17 protein-coding genes are annotated in these 25,870 nt (G+C 44.9%); 8 read left to right on the forward strand and 9 right to left on the reverse strand.

Annotated elements, in window-relative coordinates; translation table 11 throughout:
* Positions 1–106: 106 nt before the first annotated feature.
* The 6 genes from DVG78_RS00080 to DVG78_RS00105 all read right to left on the reverse strand — a co-directional run bounded on the left by DVG78_RS00080 (position 107) and on the right by DVG78_RS00105 (position 12,981).
* Positions 107–1,567 (reverse strand): TlpA family protein disulfide reductase, encoded by a 1,461-nt coding sequence (locus tag DVG78_RS00080; RefSeq protein WP_114459049.1) that lies wholly within the window; start codon positions 1,565–1,567, stop codon positions 107–109.
* A gap of 61 nt (positions 1,568–1,628) precedes the next feature.
* Positions 1,629–2,975 (reverse strand): vanadium-dependent haloperoxidase, encoded by a 1,347-nt coding sequence (locus tag DVG78_RS00085; protein ID WP_229598086.1) that lies wholly within the window; start codon positions 2,973–2,975, stop codon positions 1,629–1,631.
* Between the two features lie 9 nt (positions 2,976–2,984).
* A complete protein-coding gene (locus DVG78_RS00090) occupies positions 2,985–6,389 on the reverse strand; it encodes a VCBS repeat-containing protein (RefSeq protein WP_114459050.1) in 3,405 nt (1,134 codons plus the stop codon).
* Between the two features lie 33 nt (positions 6,390–6,422).
* Positions 6,423–7,742, reverse strand: coding sequence for a c-type cytochrome (locus DVG78_RS00095; RefSeq protein ID WP_114459586.1), 1,320 nt, complete (start codon positions 7,740–7,742; stop codon positions 6,423–6,425).
* Positions 7,743–7,890: 148 nt separating this feature from the next.
* On the reverse strand, positions 7,891–9,588 hold the full coding sequence (locus DVG78_RS00100) for a SusD/RagB family nutrient-binding outer membrane lipoprotein (protein WP_114459051.1): 1,698 nt from the start codon (positions 9,586–9,588) through the stop codon (positions 7,891–7,893).
* A gap of 54 nt (positions 9,589–9,642) precedes the next feature.
* Positions 9,643–12,981 (reverse strand): SusC/RagA family TonB-linked outer membrane protein, encoded by a 3,339-nt coding sequence (locus DVG78_RS00105; RefSeq protein ID WP_114459052.1) that lies wholly within the window; start codon positions 12,979–12,981, stop codon positions 9,643–9,645.
* A gap of 231 nt (positions 12,982–13,212) precedes the next feature.
* Between DVG78_RS00105 and DVG78_RS00110 the strand changes: the two genes are divergently transcribed.
* Positions 13,213–14,439, forward strand: coding sequence for an ROK family transcriptional regulator (locus DVG78_RS00110; RefSeq protein ID WP_114459053.1), 1,227 nt, complete (start codon positions 13,213–13,215; stop codon positions 14,437–14,439).
* On the opposite strand, the gene DVG78_RS00115 is transcribed toward DVG78_RS00110, so the two are convergent.
* Together DVG78_RS00115 and pdhA are read right to left on the reverse strand one after the other, a co-directional pair.
* Positions 14,436–15,170, reverse strand: coding sequence for an MlaE family ABC transporter permease (locus DVG78_RS00115; RefSeq protein WP_114459054.1), 735 nt, complete (start codon positions 15,168–15,170; stop codon positions 14,436–14,438). The genes DVG78_RS00110 and DVG78_RS00115 overlap by 4 nt on opposite strands.
* Positions 15,171–15,258: 88 nt before the next feature.
* Positions 15,259–16,278, reverse strand: coding sequence for a pyruvate dehydrogenase (acetyl-transferring) E1 component subunit alpha (gene pdhA / locus DVG78_RS00120; RefSeq protein WP_114459055.1), 1,020 nt, complete (start codon positions 16,276–16,278; stop codon positions 15,259–15,261).
* A 94-nt stretch (positions 16,279–16,372) separates the two neighbouring features.
* Here pdhA and recF point away from each other — a divergent pair, with 94 nt between their 5' ends.
* The 7 genes from recF to DVG78_RS00155 all read left to right on the forward strand — a co-directional run bounded on the left by recF (position 16,373) and on the right by DVG78_RS00155 (position 23,672).
* Complete coding sequence (recF, locus tag DVG78_RS00125) at positions 16,373–17,479, forward strand: DNA replication/repair protein RecF (protein ID WP_114459056.1); 1,107 nt, start codon at positions 16,373–16,375, stop codon at positions 17,477–17,479.
* A gap of 139 nt (positions 17,480–17,618) precedes the next feature.
* A complete protein-coding gene (locus DVG78_RS00130; protein ID WP_147276930.1) occupies positions 17,619–18,641 on the forward strand; it encodes an RNA polymerase sigma factor in 1,023 nt (340 codons plus the stop codon).
* The gene (locus DVG78_RS00135) at positions 18,616–19,242 is read left to right on the forward strand and encodes a hypothetical protein (protein WP_114459058.1); all 627 of its coding nucleotides are present in this window, start codon (positions 18,616–18,618) and stop codon (positions 19,240–19,242) included. The genes DVG78_RS00130 and DVG78_RS00135 overlap by 26 nt, the downstream gene beginning before the upstream one ends.
* Entirely contained in the window at positions 19,239–20,729 is a 1,491-nt protein-coding gene (locus tag DVG78_RS00140; protein ID WP_114459059.1) for a M48 family metalloprotease, read from the forward strand. Before DVG78_RS00135 ends, DVG78_RS00140 begins: the two co-directional genes overlap by 4 nt.
* Before the next feature lie 4 nt (positions 20,730–20,733).
* Positions 20,734–22,182 (forward strand): matrixin family metalloprotease, encoded by a 1,449-nt coding sequence (locus DVG78_RS00145; RefSeq protein WP_114459060.1) that lies wholly within the window; start codon positions 20,734–20,736, stop codon positions 22,180–22,182.
* Between the two features lie 66 nt (positions 22,183–22,248).
* Entirely contained in the window at positions 22,249–22,905 is a 657-nt protein-coding gene (locus tag DVG78_RS00150) for a hypothetical protein (RefSeq protein ID WP_114459061.1), read from the forward strand.
* Between the two features lie 107 nt (positions 22,906–23,012).
* Positions 23,013–23,672 (forward strand): response regulator, encoded by a 660-nt coding sequence (locus DVG78_RS00155; protein ID WP_114459062.1) that lies wholly within the window; start codon positions 23,013–23,015, stop codon positions 23,670–23,672.
* Here DVG78_RS00155 and DVG78_RS00160 read toward each other — a convergent pair.
* Positions 23,649–25,568: a sensor histidine kinase gene (locus tag DVG78_RS00160; protein WP_114459063.1), complete on the reverse strand. Its 1,920-nt coding sequence runs from the start codon at positions 25,566–25,568 to the stop codon at positions 23,649–23,651. The genes DVG78_RS00155 and DVG78_RS00160 overlap by 24 nt on opposite strands.
* Positions 25,569–25,870 lie beyond the last annotated feature (302 nt).

Genomic DNA, 25,870 nt, shown 5'->3' on the forward strand with positions numbered 1-25,870 from the left:
ACAGAACGTGGGTTTTTTGCATCAAAATAGCGACTTTTAATTGAGTATTTTGGCAGAAAATTACTTAAAATGACAAAATAATTTTCGGTAATAAAGCAAAAATAGGTCATTTCAACAGCGCTCGGATGGCTTCTTCGGCTTTGCCAGATGAGGGCCTTGGGGCAACGGTACTCACGATTTTCCCCTGTTGGTCAATGAGAAAGTACTTGGGTACGCCGCCGCCGCACTGATATTCTTCGCTGATTTTACGTTGTTCGATGGGCGAGAGTCTGATGTGGATTCCTTCGGGACTGTTGGCGGTTTTTAGAAATTTACCCCAGGCGTTTGGGTCGCCATCTACGGAAGCATACAAAAATACGACCTCGTTATTTCCTTCAAACTGTTTTTTTAATTCTTTTGCCCACGGAAATTCGGCGCGGCAGGGGCCACACCAAGTAGCCCACATATCGACGTAAACTACTTTTCCTTTGAGGCTGCTTAACGATAATTGTTTACCGTCGGGCGTTTCTCCTGTAAAATCAGGCGCGGTTGTGCCTGGTGCCACGCTGAGCCATTTTGCATAACTTTTTTGCAGAACGGGTAGGTACGGCGAGGTCCCGTAATGGGTTTTGAAATCAGCAAGCAGGCTTTCGGTAGCGGGGATTATTCCTAGTGGTTCTAGTGCTTTATCAATGTTTTTAGCCAAGAAAAACGCTTTAAAAGGAGTGGCAAACGTACTTTTTTGAATGTTTGCGTGGGCGGCTTGAGGAATAATATGGCGAATCGAATCTATTTTTTGTGGAGTGTCGGTCGGTTTAAAAAAAGGATTGTAGAATTTTTGCCGATAGTAATAATCCAGCATTCCGGTGTAATTTGCTAATCCTGAATAAAGGAGGGTGGTATCAAAAAAGAGGGTATTCGTCAATGCTTTCAGGCGTGGTGGCATTTTGTCTTTGGTGGCAAAAGATCCAAAATAAGCATCGGCGTAATTTTGAGCAAACGACAGTACAAATAGCTCATTGTTAGCCTTGAGTAAAGTACTTACGTTTTTGGGCAAGGGATGCTTTGAGACATACCGGGAATGAAAAGCCTTGAGCGCTTTTGACATCGTATCCAGTCGAATAATAAATTCATTTGTATTTAACTCATTGATATATTGGTTTTTATATCGAAATTTTTTATCTTGAATAACGGCGGATTGCCACAGGTAATTATTGGCTTCGGCCCCTTTTCCGGTGAAGGTAAAATTGGGATTCGTCAAATCAACTTCGAGCCGTAAGTCGTCGCCCGGGCTAAGATACAGGTCAGTTTTTTTATTGCCGATGCGTATTTCGGCAAAAGTAGGTTTGTTCAGCGGAAGGTGCAATACCGCATTACCAGAAGCATCAATTTTACTGCCAGCCAAGGTGTCTCTTCGGTAGTTGATTGAATTGAATTTCGTGACAAACGCGCTCAATCCCTGCGTCTTTCCTGTTATTTTTAGTGAAATCTGAACCGTGGAGGAGGCAGGTAAATTGTTTCCATTTTGAGTAAAACAATCAATATCGAAGCAAAATATTAGCAAGCAAAAAAGGGGCGAAATTTTCATAAAGCAGGCATTAAAGGCTGTATATTAAATCTTTAATGAAAAGACGGTAGTTGGCTTGCTTTTACTTACGCATTTTTACTTTTTGAAGCACCCATTCTCCAATTTGCTGACCTTGTTTTTGACCATTTTCAATGGCGGGGCGGTAATGAATCCCGCCGTACAAACGGCTGATGGAAGCTTCTTCGGCGGCCTGTTTAAAAGAACTGAACTGACGGGTGGGTAAGCCGTAGGGTACTTCGGTCGCATCCATAAACGCAATGTTGTCGCCAAACCAATGGGTAAGCACCACCGCCACCGCCGAAGAAATAACACTGTGTCCGCTGGTATATTCAGGAAAAGGCGGTGTTTGGAGCAACGGACGCCATTTTTCGTCGATATACGCATTAATGTAGGTTTCGGGACGAATCACATTTGAACGGTACTTTTCGTCCCAACAACTGATAAATCCGTCAAACAATGTAATGGCGGTGAGCGTATAGGCGGCGCTGCTTTTGAGAACATCAGCGTTGGTTTGGACCGCTACCTGACCCGCAATAGAAAGCCAATGCCCTCCGGGCGAAAGCTTTTTTGTGCCGAAGTTGAGGTGCCCCTTGGTATTGAGAAAAAAGGGATTACAATCCCAAAAATTGGCAATCAGGGTTTGTTCAGGCATTAAATTTTGTCCTACCTGATGCACGTCTTTTGCCAGCTGAAAAAAAGGACTATCGGGAGCGGTACTAAAAGGCGCATTGGGGGCGGGCCTGCACTGAGAAGCAGAGTCGAGCACCAAAGGCCGAATTCGATTCCAGTAGGGTTCTACCGCCGCCATGTATCCCGGCGGAGTGGGCAACCACATCCCGGGGCGCTTGATAGGTGCATAACGCCGCATGGCTCGGGTGGCTTTGTAGTTATCTTTGGTTGTCCAGCTCAATATGTGTTGGGCTACCTGCCGCCCATACGCCCGTGAAAGGGCCAGTGTATCAGGCGAATAGCCCTTTTGTACAAAGCTTTTCCAGATTTTTGCGCTGCTTTCATCAAACATCTGTTCCGAAAAAATCATGGTGCGTCCCGTCGTGAGGAGTGCTTCAATGGCCGCAATGCTGGGGTTGATACGGTGGGTAGGAACAGGAGGTGGGGTGAGTTGGGAGAGTTGTCCAGCCAACGATTGATGCGAAGAGGGTCGGGCCGCCACCAATGTTTCGTAGGCCGCCAAGTGGGCGTATACGTACACGCGTGAAGCCACGGGTGGGGTAAGAATATCGGTAACAATGACGTCGGTCAGGAGTTGATGCGCTTGGTGGAAGGCCGTTTCCTCAAACCGAGTATTTTGACCCATGGCTTGAGGACTACAAATGACTCCCAAAAGCAGTAGTACTCCACTGATGGTGCTTTGTTGTAGATAAAAAAATATATTTTTTGGGGAAGTCATGCCGAGTATTTACTTAAATTCAAAAATCTTTAATTGGTCATTGTTTAAGCCCAATAATAACTTTCTAGGGCCTGATTTGGTCTGAATAATGGTGGCAGTGCGTACGTCCCCTTGCGCCCACAAGCCTGTTTGGACGGGCGAAAGCGGCGTGAAGAGCCCGTTGTCGTTGCCTTTCATCAATTGCCCGAAATTACCGTCGCAGGGGCCCATTTGTACCCGATACGGGTGAAAATTGCCGAGAAGTAACAGGTCTTTATGGCCGTCTTGGTCTACATCTTCGTACAAAATACTGCTGATGCGCGAAAACTGCGCTTCAACCGAAAATGCCTCAAATTCAAATTTGCCGTTGTTATTGCGAAAAATTCCCGAAGCCAATTGGCGGCAGTAGACCGTGTTGGCTTGGGCGAGTTGTTTGCTTGAATAAATGTCGTTGATGGTGGCGTTGGCGTAGAGATGATAACGGTTAAATTTTTTACGAAGCGGCACCACTTGGTCGAGCAGTTCGTCGCGGGAGGCTACGGGATAGCTTTTTCCCTCCATGAAATAACTCCAGATAGGATCAATGACGCCGTCGTCGTTGATGTCGGCGGCCACGATACTCATGGGTTCTTTGACCGACGCTCTGAATTGATTGTTGAGGCCTGCATTACCCGCAATGATGTCCAGGTCACCATCGTTATCAACATCGGCGGGCAGCAATATCGCCCACAATCCTTCGGTATTAGATAGTCCGCTTTCGTTAGATATATCGGTGAGACGGCCGCCCTTGTTACGGAAAATTTTAAGCGGCATCCAATCGCCTGCCAAAATCAGTTCGGGATATTTATCCTTGTCTAAATCAGCCCAAACAGCGGTTTGAACCATGCCAACGGTACGTAAGGCGGGAGCAGATTGCTCCGTAATGTCGGTAAAAATACCTTTGTCGTTCCGGAGGAGATAACTGATCGAAGGCATCGGAAAAAATCCTGCTTTGCCGCGTCCACCCACAAATAGGTCAAGGTCGCCATCTTGGTCAAAATCCGCCGCAGTTACGGCCATTTTACTGTCATTCATGGCAGGAAGGGCCGAAGTGTTGCGCTGAAAATTACCTTTCCCGTCGTTGATATACAGCCGGTCCTGGTATTCGGGAGAGCCAGATTCGTACTCATTGCCCCCGCTTACTACGTACAAATCAGCGTCTTTGTCACCATCAGCATCGAAGAAAAGGGCGTTGACATCCTCACTGACGGCTTCTTTTTGCCAAGGTTGTTGGGCGGCCCGCTGAAAATTGCCATCAGCACGTTGCTGCCACAATTCGCCGCTTTGGTCTACGGCTCCGCCCACAAAAATATCCTCTAGCCCGTCGCCATTTACATCCGCTTTTGCTAGTGCTGGGCCCAAACGCGAGAGCTGGTACGGAATCAACACTTCGACTTTAAAATCTATAAAATCGTTTTCTCGGTGATGAAAATCTAAGGTGTTTTTTGCTGCTGTTTCGGTAAAAATCGGAGAGAGGTTAGGCTGAGCAAAGGAGGCTGTTTCGGTGGCTTCCTGCTGTGATAATTCAATCAGCCTGTCGGTGGGAGGGTTGGGTAAAATGCTGCGCTTTCCGTTGGGCCAATACACCGTGAGTGATTTGACGGAGCTTTGTGTACCCAGTCCAAAATTGAGCAATGGCTCGACCGACGCCTGATAGCCACGCACGGGATACAGCTCCCGGTATTGAACCCCAGCGGTGGTTTCAACGACGACTTTCGCTCCCAGTGCTTGGGTGTTGCCTGCTTGCCCCTTCAGTTTTACCTTTAAAAAATGGGGTTTGGCACTGTCAAGGTCGATTTGGTTTTGGTAAAGGTGCACGGGCTCATTTTGGTTAGAAATCACCATGTCCATATCTCCATCATTGTCAAAATCGGCGTAGGCGGCGGCCGTTGACACCGAAGGCGAAGTAATGCCCCATTCTTGGTTTTTCTTTGAAAATGTTAAATCATGGTTGTTCCGAAAAATATAATTGAGCAGTCGGTTTGAGGGCATTTTTTTGACCAACTCAAAGGTCTGAAAATCCAGTATTCCGCGCGCTGCGTAGTCCAGTTTGGCTTCGGCAACGGTATATTTCATAAAATCTAGGTCGGTAAAATCGCGCAGATAACCGTTGGAAACAAACAAGTCCTGCCAGCCATCATTGTCAAAATCGGCAAACAATCCCGCCCAACTCCAGTCGGTGGCAGAAACACCTGCCAACTGACCAATTTCCGAAAACGCGGGCACTGCGTTATTTTGCTTCAACCCTTGGTTTAATTGCAACATATTACGCATGTTTTGATGATAATAACCGCTGTCTATCAAGAGTTTATATTGGTCATATTCATCAGGCCCCTTTAACATTTTTTGCCGGTGGTTATCTTCAGGCAGCATGTCGAGGGTGAACACGTCGGGCCGCGTATCGTTGTTGTAATCGGCAATGTCTACCCCCATCGAAAACTTGGAAGTGTGGGCCATGCTCTGGCGCAATGATTCTTTGAAAGTGCCGTCTCGTTGATTGAGGTAGAGGCAGTCTTGCTCGGTATAGTCACTGGTGGAATAAATATCGGGCCAACCGTCGTGGTTGAGGTCAGAAATGGCAACGCCTAACCCAAAATTGAGGGGGTTGTTAATAATCCCCGCCTGTAACGTAACGTCCTCAAATACGCCTTTTTCATTTTTTAATAATCGATTTCCAAAACGCATATCGGGAGTTGCGCGGATAGAACGGGTATTCAGGAAAGGATTGTAGGTGTGATTGGAATGGTTGAGGACAAACACGTCCAAATCACCATCGCGGTCATAATCAAAGAATGCGGCTTGGGTGCTTTGCGTATCTGGCAAATCCAGTCCGTACTCGCGGGCACTTTCTTTAAAGATGGGTATCCCTTTTTGGAGGCCTTGGTTAATAAAAAGCTCATTGACGAGGCCTGCAGGGGGGAATTTCCCCGAATGACAGACGTAAATATCCAATAAACCGTCGCCATTAATATCTACTATACTCACACCTGTGCCCCAAGTACCGTTGCCAGTTACGCCGGCGGGAGCAGTAACGTCTTCAAATTGCCAGTTTTTGCGGTTGAGGTATAATTTGTGGGGAACGGTATTGCCCGAAAAAAATAAATCAGGTAATCCATCATTGTCAAAATCTCCCACGCCTACGCCGTTGCCGTTGTAGAGGTATTCGTATTTGAAAATGTGTAAAGAATCGTCTTCCTTGATTTGGTTGATAAACCTAACGCCCGTTTGGTCTGGACTCAGCAGTTTGAAAAGTGGCTGGGCAACGGCTGATATATTGGGGTGTTGTTTGTCCTTTTTACCGATGGTTACAAACTTTTCTTTGGATACCGTTGGCGGTAAAATCTGAAACAGCAATAAAGCGGAGAAACCCAAGGCGCTGTATAAAAGTCGATTCATATCGGTCGTGTTTAATGGAAGAATCCAGCCCGTTTATTCCCAAGTTTTTTTTTCGTCGTCGTCCAGATAAGGTACATATACCAACAACAGCGTGAGCATTTCCTGATCGCTGCGCATATCGCCCGTCGATAAGATAAGCTTCGGAGGGTTAAAGGGATTGGCGGGGTTTTCGGCGGTATTGTCATAAGTGCCGTCGATGTTAATGACTGAGCCGCGTCGCAGTACCACTGGCCGACGATAACGATAGAGTTCTTGCCATCTGAAATCCCACTTGGGGATATGCACCAACGGGATGGTATCGGTCGGAGTGGTGGCGTAGGCTTTAAATTCAGCACCGATTTGGTGCATGTGTGGCCATACATACAGCAACGAAATATCCTCGTTTCGGTTGGTCACTTGGAGATGGTGGGTTGATTTGTCATTGGCAAAAATCATCAGCGGAGGGTCGATGTCTTTCTGACCGATGCCGCCAGAACCCAAGCTGATTACTTTTACGGTGCGTTGGATGGGTTCAGATTTAAAAAAGAAGTTGACTCCGTCGATGCTTTCGGCGTCTTTGCCCGCAGGACCAAAGTGAATCGTCAGCAAAATGACACCCCGCTGGGGCATTCGCCAGCCGACGCCCGCAGGGTATGATTCGTACGATGAGCCGGGTATCCAGCCACCATAATACACCATTTGTTTTTTATAAGGAAGCCATTGGTCGTAGTTGTATTTCTCGTCGGTGCCCAAATTGATTTGTGACACCGTAGTGTGAATATCAATGCTAGGGTCTTCGACGGGATGAACCGCGTAGTTGGCGTGGTGAATGATTTTTTTGTTGTTAGAAGTAAACTCTACTGCTTCCACGTTGGCTTCGGCGGGCAGTTCAAAAGGAATCTTGAATACCATAAAGCGCTCTTCGCCATCACCTTTTTGCAGGTAAGATTGCGCCATTTTGAGCGTTAGGTCGGGTTTGCGGTGGTAGGCGGTACCGGCATCGGTACGCTCTAAAAGTTTTGTTTCTGCCTCAAGGTTGACTTTTCCTTTGGGCATACCGTCGTCAATCCACGAACCAATGGTTTGGATTTGAGCCTCGGTGAGTTGGCGTTTGTTGGTAAAATCGGTGTAGTGGTCGTTGGCGTACCAAGGAGGCATGTAGCCGTTGGTAGTCACTTTTTTGATGAAGTCGGAGCGTTTACTAATGTCGTTGTAAGTAATGAGATTAAACGGAGCCGCTTCTCCGGGGCGGTGGCATCCGGCACAGTGTGCATGGAAAATAGATTGTACGTCTTGGTAGAAGGTAAATTTTTGGGCAAAAGAAGTAATACTGATAAGGCAGAAAAAAAATGCCTTACGATAGGATACGTTCATTTTTGGTTTCCCCAATCGCATGGTAAAAGTGGTATTTGGTAGTATGAGATGCACAAAAGTACGATAAATGAAAGAAAAAAATTCCGAGATAAAACTATCTCGGAATTTAAATCAGTTTACCAAAGTTCAACTCTATTGAATTGCATTATTATTGATCCCACCATACACGGCCGGTAGCATCCTGTGGGTCGCGGCCCCATCCTGTGATGGCAGCCATGGCGTCGTATGCACCTTTTTTGTTGGTATAGTTAGGGTCACTTGTGTTAATTAAACCAAGAGGGGCACGGCGTGGAAGACTCAACACGGCACCGTTTGAGCGCATATTGGGCAATGCCAAAACCGAAGTAGCGTTGGGGAAGCCTGTTCTTTTCCAAACGGCCCATCCTTCATTTACTTTGTTGAAGTAATTGATATAGGCTTGGCTTGCTATTTGTTCCAATGCTTTGGCAGGGGTGAAAGCTACTTCTGGCTTGGCCAAATAAGCGGCGATTTCGCCCGCTGTCAGTGCGGTGTAGTTCTCGATTTTACTACCTTTTGCTACTTCGTCAAACCACTGAATAGAAGCCGTAATTCCTGCTTCGTACCAATCTTTGGCCGACTCAGATGTGATGGTGAGGGCCGCTAACTCAGCACGCATCAAACAGAAGTCAGCATACGTAATAACCGGGAGGTAAGAGTTGCCATCACCTACGCCGTTGCCGCTGTTGAAGGCAGGCTGGAACAAACGTGGTTGAATGTTAGACAAAGTATCAACGGATACTTGCTGACCATTGACCGTAATGGTTTTTGGGGTATAAAACGCACGGCGATTGGTGGCACTTTGAGCTTCGTCGGGGCTGGTAAAGCTACCTACATAACGACGGGCATTTTCGGTAGTACCCGCAGGCAATTGCTTAGCGGCAATCAACGCGTCAATATTGGCCTGTGTGTAACGGTTTGGCGTAAAAAATGCGTCCAAACGCGGGTCTTTAGTGTTCCACATAAAGTCAACCAACGGCTTTCCAGCTCTAAAACCATCTGGATTCCAGTTGCCACCGCTTGTAAAGTCAAAACGACCTACAAATACCCAACCGTCGGCGTTAGATGTCATCAAATCAGCAGGTGTAGCCAGTACTTCCTGAGCAATGCTACGGGCTTTAGCGGCATCTCTTTTGACGAGGCGCGTTGCGATTTTCAAACGGAGCGCGTTGGCGGCTTTTACCCATTTGGCAGCGTTGCCACCGTAGTACTGGTCGTAAGCAGGTGCGCTTGTGTTGATTTGAACTACCGTTTGCGCCGTTTTCAAAGTAGTAACTGCTTCTTTCAAATCGGTATCCAACTTATTGAAAAGCTCCTGTTGCGTGTCATATTTTGGGGTAAGCGTACCGCCATATCGCGCTTGGAAAGCGTCAGAATAAGGAATGCTGCCGTAGATGTCGCTCACATAAAATGCGTAGTAAGAACGCAACACGCGGGCCATCCGAATCATGTGCACGTATTTTGGGCGCTCGCTTTCGGGCAGGCGGTCTACCAGTTTCTCCAAATCGTACAACACGTTGCCGACTCCGTTGTAGAAGCGGCCGTAGCGCTGAGAGAAGTTATCTACGTTGCTCGTAAAGCCTAGCTCGTTGCCGTTGGTACCTGTGTTGTATTGCATCCAAGGCATGATACGGCGATAAGTATCGTAAAAAGCCTCAAAATCTTGAGAGTGCAAGCTGATGGTTGCATTGAGCAGCTGGTTTTCCGGTGGTACGGTTGAAAGCGCATCCGGATCTTTGTTGATTTCCACGAAGTCTTGCTTTTCGCAGGAGGTGGTGACAAATCCTGCAACGAGCAAACCAAGGATTGTTTTATTGGACCATTTCATAATATTCTGTCTTTAATGAATGATTGTAAAAATTCAGCAATGAACGGCTGAAAATTAAAAACCTGCGTTAAGGGTTACACCAATGTTACGTGAGAATGGCAAACCACCGTATTCGGCAAACTCACCTGGACGGTTAGATTTCAAACCTTCAGGGTTGATGCCATCGGGAGCAGTACGATACAGGTAGCCTAAGTTGCGACCCACTACGCTGAGGCGCAAGGTCTGGAACTTGATTTTGTTTACAATCTTAGCGGGTACATCGTAGCCTACTGAGATTTCACGCATCGACACCCAAGAGTTTTCAAAGGTTGAATACTCACGGATACCCGACGACCATTGGGTAAGGTTTTCGTAGTAGTTGCGGGCAGGAATTGGGGTAATGTAGCCTTTTTGTACGGCTTCGGCATAAGTCATACCACCCAATTCGATGGTTTGACCATCTTTGGTTACTTTAAAACCATCCGCCATTACACCATCAGGAATGATACCGTCGTCGCGTCTTACTCCTTGAGCATCAGTAAATTCAACGCCGCCAAGCTCTTTGTTACGTCCAGCTAGACTGCGGGCGAAGTTACCGCTTTGCGAACCGTACTGGTGCGTGGCCGAAGCCATCATTCCGCCGATTTTTGAATCGATTTGCATGTTCAAGGTAAAGTTCTTGTAAGTAACGGTGTTGATGTTGCTCAACAATACTTTTTCCATGATGCTGCCGATTTCTTTTTCGCCTTGACCATAAGCACCGCTGCGCATAAAGCCAAGGTAACCGCCAGAGCCACCGCTCACTGAACCGATAACGCGTTGTCCGTTGCTAGGGTGTGCAACTGGATTGCCAGAAGCATCTTTTCTCTGGTAGGTGGCAAAAGCATAAGAAGTTACGATGGTACCGTAGTCTTTTCCAACGCGGGCCACAGAAGCCATATCAGCACCGAATGCCAAATCAAGCTGGTAAGAGCTGATTCCTTCGGTCAATTCAAGGATTTTGTTGCGGTTGCGGGTAATGTTCAATGAAGTATTCCAACGCACATCACTTGATTTGATTGGCGTGGCAGTAATCATCAACTCAATCCCTTTGTTTTGGATTTTACCAGCATTGATAATCCGGCTACCAACCCCTGCTTCTGAAGTAACAGGAATGCTCAAGATTTCGTTAGTAGTGAGTTTGTTATAAACGGTAAAGTCAATACCAAGACGATTGTTGAAGAAGCGGGCGTCAAAGCCAAGTTCCCACTCACGCGCCAAACGGTTACGCAATCCGTAGTTTGGCAGGGTGTTGTCGCGGAAGCCAGAACGTTGAATGGTACCGCCTGGATAATTGTAGACCCCGCCAGGGCTGTAGATACCTGTCCGGTTGAGTGACCATGGGTCGGTATCGGCTCCGGTGTAACCAAGGCTACCGCGAAGTTTACCGAAACTGAGCCAGCTAGGCAAGTTTTTGATGCTTTCGGTCACGATGTAAGAAACCCCAACTGAAGGATAATAGTAAGAGAAATCTCCGCTACCATCGGCATAGGTCAGGGTAGAAGAGAAGTCCATACGATTGCTAAAGTTGAACGTCAAAAACTCTTTGTATGTCAGGTCACCGTATAAATAGACGGCGTCGGTACGTTTTTGGGCGATTAGCCCCGTAGCAACCTCAATGCGGTTACGGGCGTTGGCAAGTGAATAAATCTCAGGCAAACGCAAGCCACCATCAGTATAGGTGCGGTAGTTACGACCACCCAATAGACGGTTGGTTTCCCCACCTGCCGAGATGTTAAATTGCAAGTTGTTGCCAATCGTGCGGTTAGCACTCAAGACAGCCTGTAAACGATACTGAGAATCGTCTTGGGTACGTGTTTGATATAAGTCGTTACCAGCAAAACGAGGACCGTCGCCACGGTTTAAGGTCTCAGCTTTCACCAATTGGTTTTGTACGTTTCCACGTACCAAAAGGTTGAGCCACGGCGCGATATTGGCCGTAAGGTCGATGTTGGTACGGAATACTTTCTCGTTCTGAAGTTCGTCTCTTTCAAACGTTTCCCAGAAGAAAGACGTAATGTTGTAAGGGTCGTTTACACCTTGACGGCGGCCACCTGCCACGGGGTCAATGTAGTTGTTGGCCCAATAATTAATATCGAAAGTACGCGGACGACCAAACACAAGACGGAATACTGGGTTAAAGTTACCCCCCTGACGGGCAGGGTTTGTCAAGTTGTTGTCGGTGTAGTCAACGGTCGCATCCAACGTGAAGATTTTTCCGATTTTTTGGGTTGCTCTTAAGTTAAAGTTGTTACGCTGGAGTTCAGTACCTGAAGGCATAATGGTACTGTTGTTGAGGCGCGAATAAGCCGCTCTGAAAGTGGTTGTTTCGGTACCGCCTTCAACGGCCACGTTATGGTTGGTATATCGACCAGTTTGGAAGAAGTCAAGTGGGTTGTTAGCTACCCACGGCACCATCCGTCCGTCCAAATCACGCACCATTTGACCCTGCAAGCGTGGGCCATAAGAATAGCTCCATGCGCCGCCTACGCGGTCTACTTCATCTACACCGTCGGTTCCTTTAGGGAAAGTTGGGTTGATACCCGCCCCAAATTCGTTTTGTAAATCAAGGAAGCGATAGGCTTTTTCAAAAGAAGAAGTATGGTTGTAGGTTACGCCCAATCCTTTCTGTACACGTCCTTTTTTGGTTTGAATTACAATTACTCCGTTCAGTGCTTCGGAGCCATAAAGTGCACTTGCCCCCGATCCTTTCAGAACGGTCATCGACTCGATGTTGTCAGAGTTGATGTTTTTCATGATGTTACCCATGTCCTGTGCTGCACCCCAAGAGTCAGCACCAGAAGTACCGGGACGAATCAGCACACCGTCAATCACAAAAAGAGGTTGGGTGTTGCCGCCCAAAGAGGCATTTCCACGAATACGAATCCGTGAAGAAGACATCGGTCCGCCGGTGCCTTGGTCGATGTGCACACCAGCCACTTTTCCTTGAAGCGAGTTAACAACATTGGCGTTGTTGGTACGGATAAGGTCTTGCCCTTTTACTTCCTGCACCGCATAAGCCAGTTTGCGGGTTTCCTGTTTTACCCCAAATCCCGTCACAACTACTTCGCTCAAGGTTTTGGTGTCTTCATCCAATACCACAGATAAAGCACTGCTGTTTCCGACTGATACCTCTTTTTTTAGAAAACCTACGTAAGAAAAAATCAACGTTGAGCTGGGGCCAATGTTGATTCGAAAGTTACCATACTGGTCAGTGATGGCGCCACTGCGAGAGCCCTTCTCAATAATGCTTACACCTGGGATGGCTTCGCCCTTAGCATCGCGTACAGTACCGGTGAGGGTACGGTTGCTTTGTGCAAAGGCTGAAATGCAGCCCAGCAAAAGCAACATGCACACAAGTAGCGGTTTTTTCATAAATGATGGATTGTTAGTGATGATTAGTAAAAAATATAATTTTTGGTTGTACTTGTTAAGAGTGAATGGCGGGATTTATAGAATTATTTTACAATTATAAAGAGAAAGTTAATTTTAACAAATAAATTTAATAAAAATTATTTTTAATTTGTATTAATTACTAAAAAAAATTAATATTACATTTATACTTTTAAATACAGTAATTTCAACGCTGTTTTTCCTTAATGCTATATGTTTGATTCCACTACTTCGTCTGAGGTTGATATTCTGCCTAAAACTTCTGTCGTTGACTACAAAAAGAGCCAACATCGTCGTCGTATTCTTACCGAGTTATACCGCTCAGGTACTTGTTCCATTGCCGAAATGGCGCGCGTCATACACAGCAGCGTCCCTTCCGTGACCAGTATCGTGGAAGAAATGGTGGAAGAAAAATGGATTGTACCCGTAGGGACGGGAGTAACAAAGCAGGGACGCAAACCCGTTTTGTTTAGTCTCAGTACGGAGCGTTTCTATTCCGTCGTGTTAGACGTAAATACCCATGATACCAAAATTCTGATCTTAAACCTTAAGAATGAGGTGATTATGCGTCGGGATTTCAACTTGCGTTTGGAAGATTCTCCTCAATTTTTGAAGAGCCTTGTTGAGGCAACCGAGCAGGTTTTACGGGAGTCAAACATCCATTACGATGGCTTTATGGCCATGGGTGTTTCGGTGGCGGGATTGGTGGATGCGCGCAAAGGCTTCAACTTTACCTACCGTAGCCTGAACCAAAATGAATCTTTTGGCACCTTTTTGGAGAATTATTTCAAATTTCCGGTCTACGTTATTAATGACACCAAAGCAACAACGTTGGGTGAGCACCGTTTTGGATTGGCCCAGGGTAAAGACCACGTTTTGGCTATTTATATTGATTGGGGTGTAGGGTTAGGCGTTATTTTGAACGGAGAAGTTTTTCAAGGAGCGTCGGGATTTGCGGGAGAGCTTGGCCACATACAAGTAGTGCCCAACGGTGAGTTGTGTCACTGCGGAAAAGTAGGATGTCTCGACACCATTACATCGGCAGCTTCATTGATTCGACGTATAAAAAAAGGTTTGGCCGAAGGCAGAATTTCTCGGCTATCGGCGATTGAAGGCGAAAAAATAGATGCCGAAACCATCATAGATGCCGCTTGGCAAGGAGATTCCTTTGCCATCGACATTCTGCACGAAATCGGGATGGAACTCGGGAAAGGATTGTCTATCGCGATTCATTTGTTCAACCCCGAAATTATCATCGTTGACGGAATCGTGGCAAAAGCAGGTGCTTTTATCACCAATCCGATTGAGCAAGCCATCAATAAATATTGTTTGACAGACTTCAGAAACAACCTAACCGTGGTTATATCTCAACTGGGCCAAGAAGCTAAATGGCTTGGAACTCAGGCCTATGTGGTTGAAAAAGTAATTGAAAGTATCTAATCCAATAATAGCAATTGCGCTAACAAATAATCGGCAATCAATACGGCAATACAGCTGTTGGTAACGGCAGCTGTTGATGCTTGCCCTACTTCCAAGGCTCCTCCTCTGGTAAAATACCCTTTAAATGAAGAAATAGAAGTAATCAGAAAGGCGAACACCACCGACTTAATGATGGCAAAGGGGATATTGAAGGGCCGAAAATCAGAACGAAGGCCGATGATATAATCTTCAGGAGAAATAACATTGGTAGCGATTCCTGCCAAATACCCCCCCAAAATGGATAAGAAACCTGAGAGAATGACCAACATCGGAAAAGTAATGACCGAAGCAATGATTTTGGGCAGTACTAAATAAGAAATAGAATTGATTCCCATCACTTCCAGCGCGTCGATTTGCTCCGTAATACGCATCGTACCTAGCCCGCCCGCTATGTGAGAACCTACTTTTCCCGATAAGACAACGCAGGTGATGGTGGGCGCAAATTCCAGAATACTGCTGTCGCGGACAATTAGTGAAATGATGTAATTAGGAACAAAAGGGCTGACGAGGTTGTCGGCCGTCTGAACGCAGGTAACGGCCCCCAGAAAAGTAGCAACTATTGAAACGATAAAGACAGAATTGGTGCCGATTTCGATACATTCATCAAACACTAGTTTGACGTATACGCGAAACTTCTCGCGGTTGCTCAATAAACTTCCCAGAAAAATAAAATAATTCCCTAACGTTTTCATAGCCATAAAAGTAGATAAAAAACGTTGGACTACAGATACTAGAGGTTTTGTCCAGCATCTATAGTCCAACGTATACTGTCAACGAAAATTAATCCATAATAAAAGGATAATCTTCCTGAACGTAAATATCCTTAAAAATCTCGGATGCATCAGGCCAAGGAGATTCTTCCGAAAACTTCACGGCGTCTTCTACTTGCTGTTTAATTTTGGCGTCGATAGCGGCCAAATCTTCCTCGGTAGCTATTCCGTTAGTCAGGATTGTGGACTTTACCATTTCGATTGGGTCGCGCTTTTTGTATTCTTCGACCTCCTCTTTGGTGCGGTATTTTTGCGGGTCAGACATGGAGTGACCACGGTAACGATAGGTTTTGAATTCCAGAAAGGTCGGGCCTTGTCCGCTGCGGGCACGCTCCGCGGCGCGGCTAACGGCCTCATGTACGGCTTCTACGTCCATTCCATCAACGGGCTCCGAAGGCATATCGTAGGCTTCGCCAATGGTGTAAAGATCGGTGACGTTGGAGGTGCGGTTGACCGATGTTCCCATCGCGTAGCCGTTGTTTTCTACGACAAAAATGACGGGGAGTTTCCACGTCATGGCCATGTTAAACGCCTCGTGCAAAGCCCCTTGACGTACGGCTCCGTCGCCAAAAAGACAGATACAAAGGTTGGTGGTTTTGTTGTATTTTTCGGCAAATGCAATTCCGGCTCCCAATGGAATTTGCGCGCCCACGATACCGTGTCCGCCCACGAAATTATGCTCTTTATCAAAAATGTGCATTGAACCGCCTTTTCCTTTGGTCGTGCCCGTAGCTTTTCCGAAAAGCTCGGCCATAATGGCGTTGGGGTCAGTACCCAATGCCAACGGAATGCCGTGGTCGCGGTACGCGGTGATCCATTTGTCATCTTTAGTCAATGCACTTACTCCGCCCGACGAACACGCCTCCTGACCAATGTACAGGTGACAAAAGCCGCGTATTTTTTGCTGACCGTAGAGTTGCCCTGCTTTTTCTTCAAACTTACGCTGAAGTTGCATTGACTCATACCAGTACATATATCGTTCTTTGGGATGGGTAATTTTTGCGGGTGTCGCTTTGGTTTTGGTTGCCATTTTTTATAAAAAATAAAGTTTATCGGTCAACTATGAACTGAGAACTGTTGACTATTTTATCTTTGCCCCGCGAAAATAAGCATAAAACCAATTAATGCCACAGCTACACTTAGAAAAACTCCATTTGACGTACTTCAAAAATTATGAAGAGGGGCGTTTTGAGTTTAGTCCCGGGCTCAATTGTATCGTAGGGGAGAACGGAAGCGGAAAAACCAACCTACTTGATGCCGTTTATTGGCTGGGGTTGACCAAGAGTGCGTTTCAGGTGCAAGATGCGTTTAGTATTCAGCACGACGCAGATTTTATGCTCATTGATGGGTTTTTTAAGAAAGACGCCCGCGAAATACAGATTATGTGCAGCCTGCAACGGGGTCAACGGAAAGTGTTGTTGTCTGACAAAAAACCATACGAGCGTATCAGTGATCACATCGGGGAGTTTCCAGTAGTCTTGGTAGCACCGAATGACACCGATTTGGTGCGGGAGGGAAGTGAAGAGCGGCGTCGTTTTTTTGACGGCGTGCTGTCGCAATTGGACCAATTATATCTGCAAGATTTACTTCAATATAACAAACTACTAGCTCAGCGAAACGGCCTCCTGAAGATTTTTTTTGAGCGCCATTATGTGGATGATTTATTATTGGATACGTACGACGAATCACTTATTGCCCTCGCCAATCGAATTTTTGACCGTCGTCAACGGTTTTTGGTTGATTTTGAGCCTTTAGTGCAGCATTATTACGGGTTTTTGGGCGAAAGCCGGGAAGCGGTTGCGGTGAAATACGAGTCCGAAATGGAAGATTTGGCGTTTAGAGAAAACTTCCGGCGTCATCGTCAGCGAGATTTGCAAATGCAGCGCACATTTATGGGCGCGCACAAAGATGATTTTCGGTTTGAAATGGGTGAGGTTGCCCTGAAAAAATTTGGTTCGCAGGGGCAGCAGAAGTCGTTTGTATTGGCGTTAAAACTGGCCCAGTTTGAACTGCTTTCGGTCGAAAAAGAAATGAAACCGTTATTGCTGTTAGATGATATTTTTGATAAGCTAGACGAACGTCGTATTCAAAAATTAATTCAACTTATTGAAAATGGTACTTTTGGTCAAGTGTTTCTGACTGATGCCCGCCCCGAGCGGACGCGGCAGTTGCTAAAAGATGTGAAGGCAGACGTGAAATTTTTTGAGATGGGGGATAGGGAAAGATGTTGAGTGCTTGAAAACACACGCTTGATAAATTTTTGCCTGTATTTCTTCAATATTATACTTCTCAATCGCAATATATTACTGCCAATCCCTATTTTTGGGTATCATCCAACGCCCGATGACGGTCGTCATTGAAAACCTAGCTATGAAAAACTTCGATTTACTTAAAATTAAGGAAGGGTATGAGGCAGAAATAGGCATTAGAAAAGAAGTAGTTCAGACAATAACCGCCATTGCTGAAAGAGCAAAGGCCAAAGCAGAAGTGGATTTTGCCAAAGAAAATCTGCTGCGATTGGCCAAGGCAGCCGCCAACGTATTTATTTGGTTAATCAGAAAAAATAAGGTCTTGGAGGCTTCTGAGGAATTATTAGAACTATTATTCAGAGAACAAATTGTAATTGATCGAACGGCAGTATTAGACGAGCGGAAAGCCAATGATTACTTTTCCAAGTTAAATCCGCTGCTCCATAAAATAGTAGAAAGACGGACTGGAATCAGAGATAAGGCAGTCGTTGAAAATATAGTTCAGGAGACAAATAAACGTTTTTTTTCTAATGTAAAAACCAAAGGAGTTGAGCTGACTACGCGGTTGGAAGGCTATTGGTACGGGATAGCCAAAAATATAATTCGTGAGCAAGATAGAGAGGCTTGGAAAAATAAAAAAACACGAGAATATAAGCCCGACGAAATGTTGCACAATCGCTCACAAAAACCTACCTCGGTATCTAATTTGTATTCAGACAATCACATCAATTATGTGGTTGAAGTCAATCACGTAGTGGCTAAACACTTCACAAAACTGCCGGAGAAGTGCCAAAAAAGTTTTTTATTGGGCTACGGATGGGATGCCGATAAGATAGCAAAAATAGCCCATAAACGGCTACTCAATCACGAGGAGAGATTAAACTGGATAGAGAAAATTGAAGTGAGCAGTAACACAAGCAAACCGCTGACCTATGAGCAATACTACGAAGAAGTAAGGGCGAAGACGGCAATTGCCGCCAAAACGGCCCATTCACGGTGTTTGAATGACTTATCCGAAAAAGCCATTCCTGAGCTGATTGAAGTTGTGGAGAGGTACGGGATTCCTTGGAAAAGCTTGGAAGAAGAACTCAAAAGCAGGTTAAAAAAATCAAGAAAGGATGAACGAGACGGAAAAAATCGTTGACTACCTCAATGGGATATTGTCTGATTCGGAAAGTAGTGAAATCGAAAAGCGAATGAGCGAGGAAGAGGCATTTCGTAAAAAGGTACTCGCCCAGATGCTTCTGCAGAAATCTCTTCAACATTTAATGGAGGAAGAGCGGGGCTACCAGACTGACTTTGATAAAACAATTACCCAAATGAGTCAGGAGACGACTCGTCCAGGTACATATAATTCTCGCCCTAAAGGTAATTTTATAATTAACATTTTCCTGCCGAGTTTTGCGGTGGCTGGTATGCTAATTTTTCTGATTTTCTACGCAGTTTCTTCGCCCGAGCCTACGTACGCTAAATTTGAAATTGATTATGGAAAAGGGCTTGGAGCCTACGGGGATGAAGATTCGCTCGTCGTTGCTTTTTATGGGAGTAACAAAGGCTTTTGGAGGTGGGAAGCGGAGTATGAATGGCCTAATGACACCCTTAAACTTTATAAACTCGACCCTAATATACCGTGGAAGGTAAGTCCTACATACGATCCTAAAACGTATCTGCTGCGCGGAGACGGCAAATCTTACAGAATTATTAAAGAAAGAAATTATGTAACTGCTTTGAAACCAGACAAATGAAAACTCTACTGACTCTCCTATTTATTTTGGGTAGCCCACTTTATACTATGGCCCAAGATTGTGGCTGTGATAAAGTGGCCAAAGAATCGCGAGCAAAAGGAGGATACGGTCAAGATAAAGCCCAGAATATCATCAATGAATTGAAGCAGGGGTTTGACAACTCGCAGTTGCTATTTATTGAGCCCCGGCCTTATCCCTGCCCCCGATTACCGCTTTTTGCTGAGATATGCAATCACGACAATGGTAATTATATATTCTACGACCCCAAACTCATGGCAGATATACTGGCTGGAAACCGATGGGGAGATAAGTTTTTGTTGGCCCACGAAATCTCCCACCACGTATTGGGGCATACCCAGCGTGAACAAAGGCTCACTGATGGTATGAAGCGCTATTTGTCAAATTTGTACCGTGGAACAAGGTATGTGAATGTGTATAAAAACAACAAGAAAGATACGGCCATTGTCAATATTCTCTTCCGGCATTTACAAGAGCTGGAGGCAGATGCTCTGGGGCTTTGGATGGTGGCTGGAAAAGGTGCTTTACAAAAAGACTTGAGCCAAATTTTTGACGCTTTGCCCAATATTTTTGAGCCTTACGTAGGAAAAATAAATAAAGACAAAGCCAATAGTGATTATCCTAGTTTTGATCATCGAAAAAAAATGCTGGAGAAAATGTTTGTGCAATTCCAAGGCGAAGTTAGCAAAACGAATGACAAATTAACCAAGAAAGGTAAATCTACCAATGGAAAATTGGGCTTTTTATACAATGATATGAAAGTGAAAGAAGAATTTAGTCAAGATATTGGTAGTTATTATGCATTATTGATTCAACAATCTGAGCGAGATGAACTAGACTCTCTGGGTAAAGAACTCCAGAAAGCTATTTCTTTTAGAAATAAGCTGTATTTTGAAATAGTAGGCGGCACGCAAGTACGATTCCCGTCTTTCAATAGAAACGATGTGCCCATTACGGCTACGACACCCATTAGCCCTTCCATAGGATTGCGAATAGGAATAGGCAGATGGTACAAAAAACACCACGTCGAGACCGATATTCGTTGGAATACCAATCATTTTGAAACGCAGTTGATGGAAGACAACCAACCCAAAAACCTGGAAAGCTTTCGGATTCAGCAATTACATATACAACCGCGCTACGTATATGGCCGTTTAAAAAAAGAAAGCAACTATCGCTCTTTGTCTTCTGGGTGGATGGTTAGCGCAGGACTGTCGATACAATGGCCGTTTTCGTATAGTTATGAAAATCTTACAGCTGAATTGCCTCATAAACCTACAATACGGCCATCAGTTGGAGGGGTAATAGGGATTGGTTTTGGACAATCAAGCTGGTTTAGTCGCCGTGGTCATTGGCGGTTATGGTTGAGCTATAATCTACAGCCGTTAAATTTTGCAGAATCTACCGTTCAGAACATCTATAGTATACAACATACTGTTAATGTTGATTTATCTTACCGATTGTGGTAAAACTATGAAACGCTTCATCAATTATCTTCTTTTAGGAGTATTATCCGCAGGGTTGGGGTGCGAAACAAAATACCTGAATGCCAGCCCTGAACTCTATCTGGGAACCAATGACAATTTCGCACCCATTCGCCGCTTTGAGTCTTGTACTATTTTGTACAGTATGACCAACTTTACCAGTCAAATAGACCAGACTTCCCAGCAAACGGCACTCAAAAATACGGCTGAATTGTGGGGGCAGGCCCACGGCTATTTGGAATTGAAAGAGGCTGCTGGCCGAACTCCCGCTATTACCGTCACTTTTACCGACTCAGCCAGTTTTACTACAAAAATGACAAAAGAAGGGCTGGTAAGTCAACCTTTAAGGGCACTTAGTATGATAAAACGAACTACAAATGGCTGCTCGGTTTTATTGCGTAAATCGTATGATTGGAAATTGCCTGTATTGCAGCGGGTCTTGCTTTATCAAATGGGGGTTGCATTGGGCTTGCAGGATAGTAATGAGGAAGAATCAGCGATGTCGTTGACCAATTCCTACGGAAAGCTTAGTTTAAGTAAGGCCGATAGCACCACGATTAGTAACGTGTATAATCAACCCTGTGATGAATGGACCAAAATAGATACCCGACTTTTTTTATCCAGTTCTGATTTGGTAAGAACGCGTGCCACTTTCAGTAATCAATCGAAAGGATATTGTATCATTGACTTGTTGAACGGGGTTAATAAAGTAGTGGAATTTGACCCTGCGTCGACTACCGGAAACTGGATTGTGAGAAAACCTTTTCCTGGCTTGGTCGCTCCTTCTTCTACCCGGACGCTTGTTACATTTACGATTGAAAATCGGATGTTTGTGGGGAATTTGTACAGTACTCAGGTAGGTAAGTTTTGGGAATATATCCCTGCCAAAGGGTCTGAACCTGATAGTTGGCAACCTATTGCCGATTGTCCTCTTATGGTACTAGGGGGGGATGCTCAAGCTTTTGGTGTTGGTAAAAAAGGATATGTTATTTATAATGTACCCAGGGTGTATTCTTGGCGAGTTTGGGGGTACGCTCCCTTGGCCAATAAATGGAGTGAAGAACCAGAACTAACCCTTGCCAACTCAGGGACATTGAGGAGTCAATCGGATATAACCACCTTTTCAATTGATTCGGCAGTTTATCTAATGCCTTCGTATGGAGACCATTGGCGTTTTAGCCCCAGTCTGCGCAGTACTCCGTGGCAAAAGATCAATCCACTTCAAATATCGGATAGTTTTTATCCCTTTTCAACCAGAAACACTGGGTTTTTGTTTCGCCCATACTCTACTCAATTGTGGCGTTTTAATGAAAAAACGAAATGGCAACTTTGTAATTCTATGCCCGAACGATTGACAAATCCTTACTTTTCGTTTTCGATTGCAAAGCGGGTATTTATCTGTTGGAATACGGAGACTTTTTATCGGTATAATCCATAGCTCTTCTTGAAAATGTAACGTTTTCGCCCTTGCTGCATAGAGAGACAAATCAAAACGATTTGTCTCATGCAAGCACAACACACATTCACCCTCGCGGCAACACCTCGCCGTCGCCCACTTCATCAAAACCTTGTTCAATTTGTTCGTCTTCACGAGGTAAATGACCTACTTTGGTATCAACAACAGTACTATACTCAAAGTGGTAGCATCGTAAGTTTAGAATATCTTGCGCAAGTACAAGTTTATCTCGCTTTTCACCGTGGCCATATCATTGGCGGTTTTATTATCAACGCGGCTTGCCAGCTAAGGTACTTAGAGCCGTTTAGTTCTGAACAATTGGTAGCGTTTAAGCAAAAATTTGGTATCCAGTTCGATGAAACGGTGGAGATTACGGGGATTTGGCTTAATCCTGATTTTAAAAATTCATCTACCCGCCTTCAAGTGTACAGTGCTTCGCTTTGGTTTGCTTTTCGGTCGGGCAAACGGTTTATTTTAGGGGGAGCTAAGACAGAATCAATCATCAAACTCTACCGTCAAGTAATGGATATTGACCTTTTTTCGGGTGAAGTGACCGACCGTTCTGGGCATACTTTTACTTCGTATTTGTGTTTCCAGACCCGTCGCAACGTAGTCCATAATGCCTTTGGGTGGCTGTACCGTGAAATGACTGGTAAGGCCGTGGCCACCCGATCCAAAAAGAGTAAGATGGTAATGGAAAGTTGATTTTGTTGATTTTGAGATGATTTTTACGAAAGTTTGTATTTGTAAAACCGAGTAAAAGGGTTAGTTTGCAAACGATTAGCCCTTTTGCTCTGCCTTTTACCTAAGTTATGAATGCCTCACCCCACACCGTAGCCTTCGTGGACGACCATCCTGCCATGTTAGACGCCTTGACAATGGCTTTTGAACGCGCTAATTGGCAAGTCCTCTGTGCAGAACCCACCATTCGTATGGCAGCGCAGCGATTCATAGTAGCCGTGCCCGATTTGCTGATTACCGACTTACACGTAGGGAGAGAAGATGGCGTAGAACTTATTAAGCTGTTTTTAACCCAATATCCTACCCGTAAAGTACTCGTTTACTCACAGCTTGCCGATGCCATTACGGTAGTTGAGGCCGTAAGAGCGGGGGCAATGGGATATGTGCTCAAAGAATACGGCGTGGAAGTAGTAGTAGAAGCCGCCCAAAAAGTAGTGACTGGTGCTAAATTTTACAGCAGCGAATTGGTCGAAATTCTTTTGCAAATTGTTGGTAATGGCCAAGAAAAAAAGCCGCTCCTAACCGATCAGGAGATGAAAGTTCTCAATATGATTGTGGAGGGAGGTCAATCGCTCAAACAAATTGCGGCCAAACTCAATATTCATTTTAGCACCGCCGCTAAACACCGACAAAGTATCATGGAAAAACTGAACGCCAGAGACGAAGTGGAAATTCTCCACCGCGCTTTTGCGTTGGGGCTGATTGATTTAAGACGCCCCTCCAATCGGTAAAGCCATCGAGATTTCACACCTGCCCTTCTCCTGCGAATAAATATGGAGAGTAGCTTTGAGTCGTTGGGCGCGTTGTCGTAGTTGTTGCATACCCAAGCCCTCCGTTACTTGTTTTGGAATACCCACGCCGTTGTCGGTCACTACCAATATCACCTCATCGTCGGTTACTTGTATCCTGATACTCGCCGTAGTAGCTTGGGCATGTTTAAGTATATTATTGATGAGTTCAGTACAGGTGTTATAGAGTTCATATTGGATACTTTCCGAAAGTAATAAATCAGACCCCTGCATACTGTAGAGAAAATGAGGGGCTTTAGCAAAACGATTTTGATTGGTCACCAACTCTTTTAAAGCCACATTCAACCCTCTTGCTTGCAGCACGCTGGCTGTGTCGTAGGCATATGAATGAGATAGTTTACGAATCCACTCATAGATTCGTTGGGCTAATTCTGTCATATTTCCTAACTCTTTCAGCTGTTGGCTATCGGTAGTTGATTGGTGCATTTGAGAAATGGATTGCCGCAACATTAGTAGCATATTACCCATATTGTTGTGGAGTTCAATGGCCATTCGTTTCAATTCTTGTTGCTTTGCCGCTACCTCAGCTTCTTCTACTATTTTGGTACGCGCTTTTATTTCTAATTCGGTTTGCGCTTCGGCTTGTCTTCGTTTTTGTCTTTCCAGACGTACAGTTTCGGCCACTCCTAATGAAAGAAGCATGATTTCTATCAAAGAGCCAACATTGATGGCATAGCGAAGAAATAAACTATCCCAATCCTCAAACGCACCCGCCCGGTGAGCACTTTGTACAAAAGTGCCCGAATAAATGGCGATAACAGCCAATAAATAACACCAAGCGGCACGGTTGCCCCGCCAAATCGCGCTTATCGAAATGATAATCACACAAAGCCCTACCAAAATAGCTTTGTAGTACATGAGTTGATTTTGGCCAATAGAAGTTGTAAAATAAGCGACCAAACCCAACGATATACAACAAACCTGCGCTATTCTAACAATAATAAGGTAGTGCCGTGCCTGGTCGGCAGCACGCGTGACGTAGGCATAAAATTCCAAAAACGCCAACAATGAAATTGTACTAAAAAAATAGGCAGCATAAGTAATCAAGTTGGGATACCCATCCCATAGATAGCGCGGACCTAAACCCAAACCACGTGAACATTCAAACCCCAAATACAATAGTAGATAAAGAGACAGAAGGCGGAAGCCTTTTTCTCGGGTACGCCACGACAGTACTAAATGATAAATTAGCACGGTTATTAAAATACCCAAATAACCACCCCAAACAAGCGTAAGTTCTTGATTGGCGTTATAGAAGGTTTGGTTTTCCCAAATCGCCAGTGGAAATAGCGCTTGCCCCGAGTAGGGTTGGATTCTGATATACACCCGTTGCTGTGGTACGGCGGGTAATTTAAGGGCATAGCCGTAGTAGTTAAATACTCTCCCTGCTTTCCCCAGGTAGTCGCCTAAATGATGTTGTTCGATGGAACCGTCCGTTTTGACAAAGTAAAAATCTACGTGGGTCATATTGCCGAAGGCTAGATCCAATACATAATCTTGGGTCGATTGATTTTTGACGTCAAACCGTGCCCAATAAACAGATGTCGAGGAAATAAACCCAAAATTGGGGATACGCTGCTTGGATAATCCAAATCTGCCTTCATTGTCAATCAGGCGAATTTCATTGATGGTTTGTGAACCTGAAGTGTCTTTCCAAAAAACTACCTGCTGTCCAATAGAGAGTTGCTTGCTTTTATTGGTTAATACGACCTGAGCATTTAACTGGTTTCCGCAATAGAACCATGCAATCCAGACTACCCATTTTAGCTTGGCTAGGTGACTTGGTTTGTCTATTGATAAAAGGTGGAAATTCCCCATAATTGATACAAAAAACGACTGCAAGATAGGGCCTAAACCGATACCTAACTACGATATTTTTTCTAAATCAGGGAAGAATTATTATCACCTCGTATAGAATTATTACCATATCGCTGTGTTGCTTAGGGGCGTAATTTTGAAGAAAATTTCTGGAAATATCCCAATGGGTATTGTTGATTTCCTTTTGTCAAGGGATAGTTTTTAGGGGTTACTTAAAAATAGCAAAAATGAAAATGTAATGACCCTGCCCATTATTTACAAGAAGGCAGAAGGAATTGAAAACGACTCGCTACCAAATGATG

The sequence above is a fragment of the Runella aurantiaca genome, from assembly GCF_003339505.1.
Lineage (GTDB): Bacteria > Bacteroidota > Bacteroidia > Cytophagales > Spirosomataceae > Runella > Runella aurantiaca.